The organism is Stenotrophomonas sp. SrG (assembly GCF_050031795.1).
Taxonomy (GTDB): Bacteria; Pseudomonadota; Gammaproteobacteria; order Xanthomonadales; family Xanthomonadaceae; genus Stenotrophomonas; species Stenotrophomonas rhizophila_A.
Genome location: NZ_JBNBBE010001575.1, coordinates 1 through 232, shown reverse-complemented (window position 1 = coordinate 232; position 232 = coordinate 1). Strand labels below are relative to the sequence as shown.

Genomic DNA, 232 nt, shown 5'->3' with positions numbered 1-232 from the left:
CCGGGGTGAGTTCGTTGGTAGCCGGCAGGATCCACTGGCCGGCTTCGTCGTACTGGCCGACGATGGACGGGCGCTGGCCCCAGCTGGCCGGCCAGTTGTAGAACTGCTCCTTCATCTGGCGCTCGATGCAGGCCCGCTTCTCCTCCACCACCACGAGGTCGTCCAGCCCCTGGGCGAAGCGCGCGATGCCTTCCGGTTCCAGCGGCCAGGACATGCCGACCTTGTACACGCG

1 protein-coding gene is annotated in these 232 nt (G+C 67.7%); it reads right to left on the bottom strand.

Annotated elements, in window-relative coordinates; all coding sequences use genetic code 11:
- Nucleotides 1-232: hypothetical protein (locus tag ACQG3P_RS24665; protein ID WP_426806518.1), on the bottom strand; the 232-nt coding region annotated here is incomplete at both ends.